The 5319-nt window shown below is 46.6% G+C and carries 3 protein-coding genes; 1 reads left to right on the forward strand and 2 read right to left on the reverse strand.

Translation table 11 applies throughout. From position 1 onward, the window contains the following. Positions 1 to 112, reverse strand: a 112-nt coding sequence (locus RM811_RS17240) for a helix-turn-helix domain-containing protein (protein ID WP_402526836.1), incomplete at its 3' end; no start/stop codon positions are given. A 135-nt stretch (positions 113 to 247) separates the two neighbouring features. Further along, positions 248 to 1333, reverse strand: coding sequence for a helix-turn-helix domain-containing protein (locus RM811_RS17245; protein WP_402526833.1), 1086 nt, complete (start codon positions 1331 to 1333; stop codon positions 248 to 250). Positions 1334 to 1449: 116 nt separating this feature from the next. Here RM811_RS17245 and RM811_RS17250 point away from each other — a divergent pair, with 116 nt between their 5' ends. Next, a complete protein-coding gene (locus RM811_RS17250) occupies positions 1450 to 4569 on the forward strand; it encodes a glycoside hydrolase family 2 TIM barrel-domain containing protein (RefSeq protein WP_402526834.1) in 3120 nt (1039 codons plus the stop codon). The last annotated feature ends 750 nt before the right edge of the window (positions 4570 to 5319 follow it).

A 5319-nucleotide genomic window follows, 5' to 3' on the forward strand; every position in this document is an offset into this window, starting at 1 on the left:
GGTCTTCGTCACACTTTCCATTCCAGATAAACCGAGCACAGCCCATCCACTGAGACAAAATAAGTTTTTGCCTGTTTGTGGGATTGGCTTTGAGTCGGATACCCTGGAGCATTTTTATATTTCTTGGTTACATGGAAGGTTAATAATAATTGGATTTCGGTTATACGGATAGAAAAAGAAAGTAGTCTCGGCTTGACCCGCCCCTAAAGGGAGCGGGATTGCGCCTCAGTCTCGTTCAATTGAACTGTTACCGGTGTTTTCTGCGAAACTCTGTTGGTGTCATTTTCATATGGCGACGAAAACATCGGGTAAAATACATCTGGTTGGCGTAGCCCAGCTCTTCAGCGATTTCAATCATACGTCTGTTGCCATTAATCAGTTTCTGACAGGCGACAGTGATTCTTTTCTCTTCCCGCCATTGCATGGCGGTAGCACCAACTTCTTTTTTGAAGTGTCTGGTCAGGGCTGAAGGGGACAGACTTGCAGCAGTTGCAATCATTTCTATATTGATGTGGCTAAACAGGTGGTCTTCAATAAATTGCATGGCTGCCCTGGTTCTGGTGTCAATCTGGTATGAACCGGAGGCCTCAATGGCTTGATAACAGCGTCGCATCAAGAATTCAATACAGACACCGCGAATACGTATTTCTTCCGGGTCTGTTGACCAGCCCTGCTTAATCAGCAGGTCGACAGCAACTTCAATTCTCTCTCGGGTTTTTGGGTCTGTTACCTTGCAGAAGTGGATACCAGGAGCCAATTCGGGCCAGTTAAGGAGATCATTCAGCTGACTGTTATTCTGGAATTGCACCCAGTTGTAGTGCCACTCCTCACAGCTCTGTGAGCGACGATATTCCTGATAGGAATCCGGGCTGAACAGCACCATATCACCAGGCTCAGTGTGGACCTCTGAACGAATAAAATTATAATACCCCGCCCCTTTGCGGGTGATGTGTAACATCCAGCCTGACTTTTTGTCCGGTCGACAGGTATGGGCATCCTGCCAGCTTCCTTTGGCCCTTCGCTCATGGCTGGCGACATTATGGTGCTGGAATATCCGCCGGTCATCTTCAATGCTGCTGGCCAGCTGTCGTAAAAACTCAGTGGCCTGCTGTTCGCTTGGCAACCCGGGGCGGGACATGATCAACTGCCAGCGATCAATAAAATCCGGAAATCCCGGCTGTTTTTTCAGCTCGGTCAGTATGGTGGCTAAATCAGGACCGTCAGAAGGGCTTGCATAAAGCTGTCGAAAACTGTCGACCAGTTCGGCTTCTGAATTATGGTGGCAGAAGTAGTCATAGACACTCCTTGCCGCTTTGACCAGTGGTGAATTCATGGTGGCAACGTAAGAGTTTGCAACAAATTGATAAGTTAAAGCCTGAATAGGACAAGAAAGAATAAGGAGGGTCAACTTATTATTGTGAAAACTTTATTTCACAGGAGTTGCCGTTTATGTCGGTGAGTGAATTGGAAAACCCCGAAGTATTTGCAATCAATAAAGAGCGGCCTCATGCCACAGCAGAGTACTTTCCCAATATGGAAAGACTGGACAACGGTAACCCTTCCCCCTGGTATCAGAGCCTGAATGGGTATTGGAAGTTCTGCTGGTCCCGGAGCCCCTCACAACGTCCCGGAAACTTTTTTCAGGCAGATTATGACGTCAATGGCTGGATGGATATTGAAGTACCTGGCCACTGGCAGCTGCAGGGCTGTGGACTGCCTCACTATAAGGTGGCCGGAAAGATAAAGGGTATGGGGTTTGATAAGAAAAAGGGCCCGATGATTGATCCGGAGTATAACGAGGTGGGTTCATACGCCAGAACCTTTACTGTTCCGGAAGAGTGGCTGGATCAGCAGGTCATTATTCACTTTGGCGGTGTTAAAACAGCCTTTTACATCTGGGTAAATGGCGAAAAAGTTGGCTACAGTCAAGACTCCATGACTCCGGCTGAGTTCAATATCACCCCCTATTTGGTTAAAGGTGAAAACCGTCTGGCGGTGGAAGTCTATCGCTATTCCGATGGAGCCTATCTGGAAGATCAGGATATGTGGTATATGTCCGGTATCTTCAGGGATGTTTATCTTTATACAACACCCAACGTCCATATTCGTGATTTCTATTTCCGCAGTGAGTTTGATGACAGGCTTGAAAATGCTGAATTTCTGGCTGACTTCTCTCTAAAGAACTTTACTGGTTCAAAGGCTGATAACCTCAAGCTTAAGCTGAAACTGCTTGATGCTCAAAATCAGGAAATCCAAACCGTTCACCAGTCAGTCTCAGTTGAAACGACCCGGGAGCAAACAGTCAACTGCTTATTCACCGTTGAAAAACCCTACAAATGGTCTGCTGAAATTCCTTATCTCTATACAGTGGCCGTCAGTCTTGAAGATGGAAGTGGATGCGAAATAGAGGTCTTCAAGCGTACCTTTGGCTTTAGAAAAATCGAGATTGTTGGTAACACCATTGAAGTGAATGGCCAGCGGGTTATTTTCAAAGGCGTAAACCGCCATGAAAGCGACCCTCAAAAAGGCCAGACCATCACTCGTGAATTGATGGAACAGGATGTAAAGTTGATAAAGCAGTACAACATTAACTCAGTCCGTACCTCACATTATCCTAACCAACCTTATTTTTACGAGTTGTGCGACAGGTATGGCCTTTATGTAATGGATGAGGCCAATCTGGAATCCCACGGTAACTCTGCCAAACAGTTTCCCGGCACCTATCCCGACTGGCGGGCAGCCATGGTGGACCGGATAGAGAATATGGTTCATCGGGATAAAAACCATGCCTCTATTTTCTGCTGGTCTCTGGGTAATGAAGCGGCTGGTGGGGAAAACTTCCACGCTATGAAAAAGGCCGCGCTGGACATAGACAGCACACGTTTTATTCATTACGAAAGTGACTATAAACAGGAGGTCACTGATGTACTCAGCTCTATGTACCCGCCACCCGAACGTCTGCGAAAAATGGTTGAGGGCAAGGACAAACTGACACTGCAGGGGGCTGGTGGCAAACGCACTATTAAACCGGAGCAATACAATCACCTGCCGGTATTAATCTGTGAATATGCCTATGCCACGGGTAACAGCGTCGGACAGTTCGATGAGTTTATAGAAATATTTGAAAATTACCCTAACGCTGCCGGTGGCTATATTTGGGACTTTGTTGACAAAAACCTGATTGTGAAGGACACCTCGGGACGTAGCCTGTGGAAATACGGCGGTGATTTTGACGATGAGGACAACCATGCCCATGTACTTGGTAACGGTATGTTTACCGCTGACCGAAAGCCTCACCCCCATGCTATTCAGATCAAGCAGTCCTACCGTCCCGTATCGTCCATACCGGTAGAACTGAAAGAGGGACGGCTCAAACTGCAGAATAAAAACTGGTTTGAAGATACACGGCATTATTCCATAAAGTGGGAGCTGACTGCGGATGGTCGTGTGGTTCAACTGGGTGAGATCGATGCACCAGAGGTTGCCCCCCGGAGAACAGCCGAATATACCCTGCCTGTTTCAATGGAAGGGCTGGCAGGCAATGAATTCCACCTGAAAGTCAGCTACTGTCTGAAAGAGTCGACGCTTTGGGCTGAAAAAGGCTATCCGGTGGCCTGGGATCAGTTTGAAGTTAGTATTCCTTCGACAGCAAAGCCTGAACAACCGAAAAGAAAGGGCTCACTCAAAGCGTCCAGAACAGGCAACAGGGTTTTGGTTGAAGGACAGAACTTCAGTTGCTCCTTTAATGCTGAAAATGGTGCTTTTGAGCAGTATGTAAGCAATGACACCTGCTATCTGGATAAGCCTCTGCTGCCCAATTTCTGGCGGGCTCCTATCGACTCGGACGTTTATGATCTGCTGGCTATTTTCAATATGCCAGAGTTTATGCGAAAGCTCTGCTGCCCGTGGTTCCGTTGGAAAACAGCGGCTTCTACACGACAGTTAACCGATTTCAAACTGTCCGAACGATCCGACTCGGTTCTGGTTCAGACCAGCCTGAAGATAAAAAATGGCAAAACACCCCTGATAATGAATTATACGGTTTACCCAGACGGTGAGGTGCAGGTGGATTATAGCTTCACACCCAATAAATTTATTCAGCGGGTCGGTTTGCAAACCTCTATATCTTCCTGTTTCAGAAATATCAGCTGGTTTGGCCGTGGACCGGAAGAATCCATGATGGATCGTAAGTCGGGCTACCCCATTGGTATCTATCAGGGCGATATCGAAGAAGTGATTCACGACTATGTCCGACCCCAGGAAAACGGCAACAAAACTGATGTTCGCTGGGCTCGCCTGCAGGATAAAGATGGCAATGGGATTGAGATTCGTTCGAAGTCAGCACATCTGCTGAACTTCAGCGCCTGGCCCTACACGTTGGAAGACCTGGAAAATGCCAGACATATTCATGAGCTGCCCAGAAGGGACAGAATCACTCTGAACATCGATTACCAGCAGGAAGGGGTTGCCTGTGGACTGTCACGGTTAATGTGGCGCAAGGAGAAAAAGATACGAATGAAACCGGGTGATGAGTGCCGTTTCAGCTTTTCCATAAAAAGCATTGGCTAGCATAACTGTAATCCTATTCATTTCTGCTCATTCCCACGCTGGAGCGAGGCTGTCGCAAAACTCAAAAACGAGCCTCTCAGCGTAGATTGGTTCCCGAAGGGAACCAATCGCCATCTACCATTTTGAAAAACTGGGGTCAGGTCTTTCTTTTTGCATTGTGTCAACCTAAGCTTTCGGCTAACCAAAAATCACGCTACCGCCCGTCATAACATAAACATAACCGGGGTCAGGTCTTTCTTCTTGCATAACCGTTGCATAACCGGGGTCACATAACCGCATAACCGGGGTCAGGTCTTTCTTCTTGAAAAACCATCGTCGTAGGTTACTATTTGCGATATTAAAGACTTGACTATTCCGATTTTAAGCTGAAATTTATAACCGATTTTTGTCTTTCAAGAAGAAAGACCTGACCCCAGTTTTCCTCTATTACCGATCAACTCCGCTGTCATCCTGTACAGGGATTGTACAGGATCCATCCACAGGGAGAAAACTGGGGTCAAAAACTGGGGTCCAAAAGAAAACTGGGGTCAGGTCTTTCTTCTTGCAAGAAAACTGGGGTCAGGTCTTTCTTCTTGAAAAATAAAAATCGGTTATAATTTTTCAGCTTAGAAAACTGGGGTCAGGTCTTTCTTCTTGAAAAATAAAAATCGGTTATAATTTTTCAGCTTAAAATCGGAATAGTCAGGTCTTTCATATCGCAAATAGTAACCTACGACGATGGTTATTCAAGAAGAAAGACCTGACCCCAGT

The organism is Endozoicomonas sp., assembly GCF_031844845.1.
In the GTDB taxonomy this organism is placed as follows: Bacteria; Pseudomonadota; Gammaproteobacteria; order Pseudomonadales; family Endozoicomonadaceae; genus Endozoicomonas.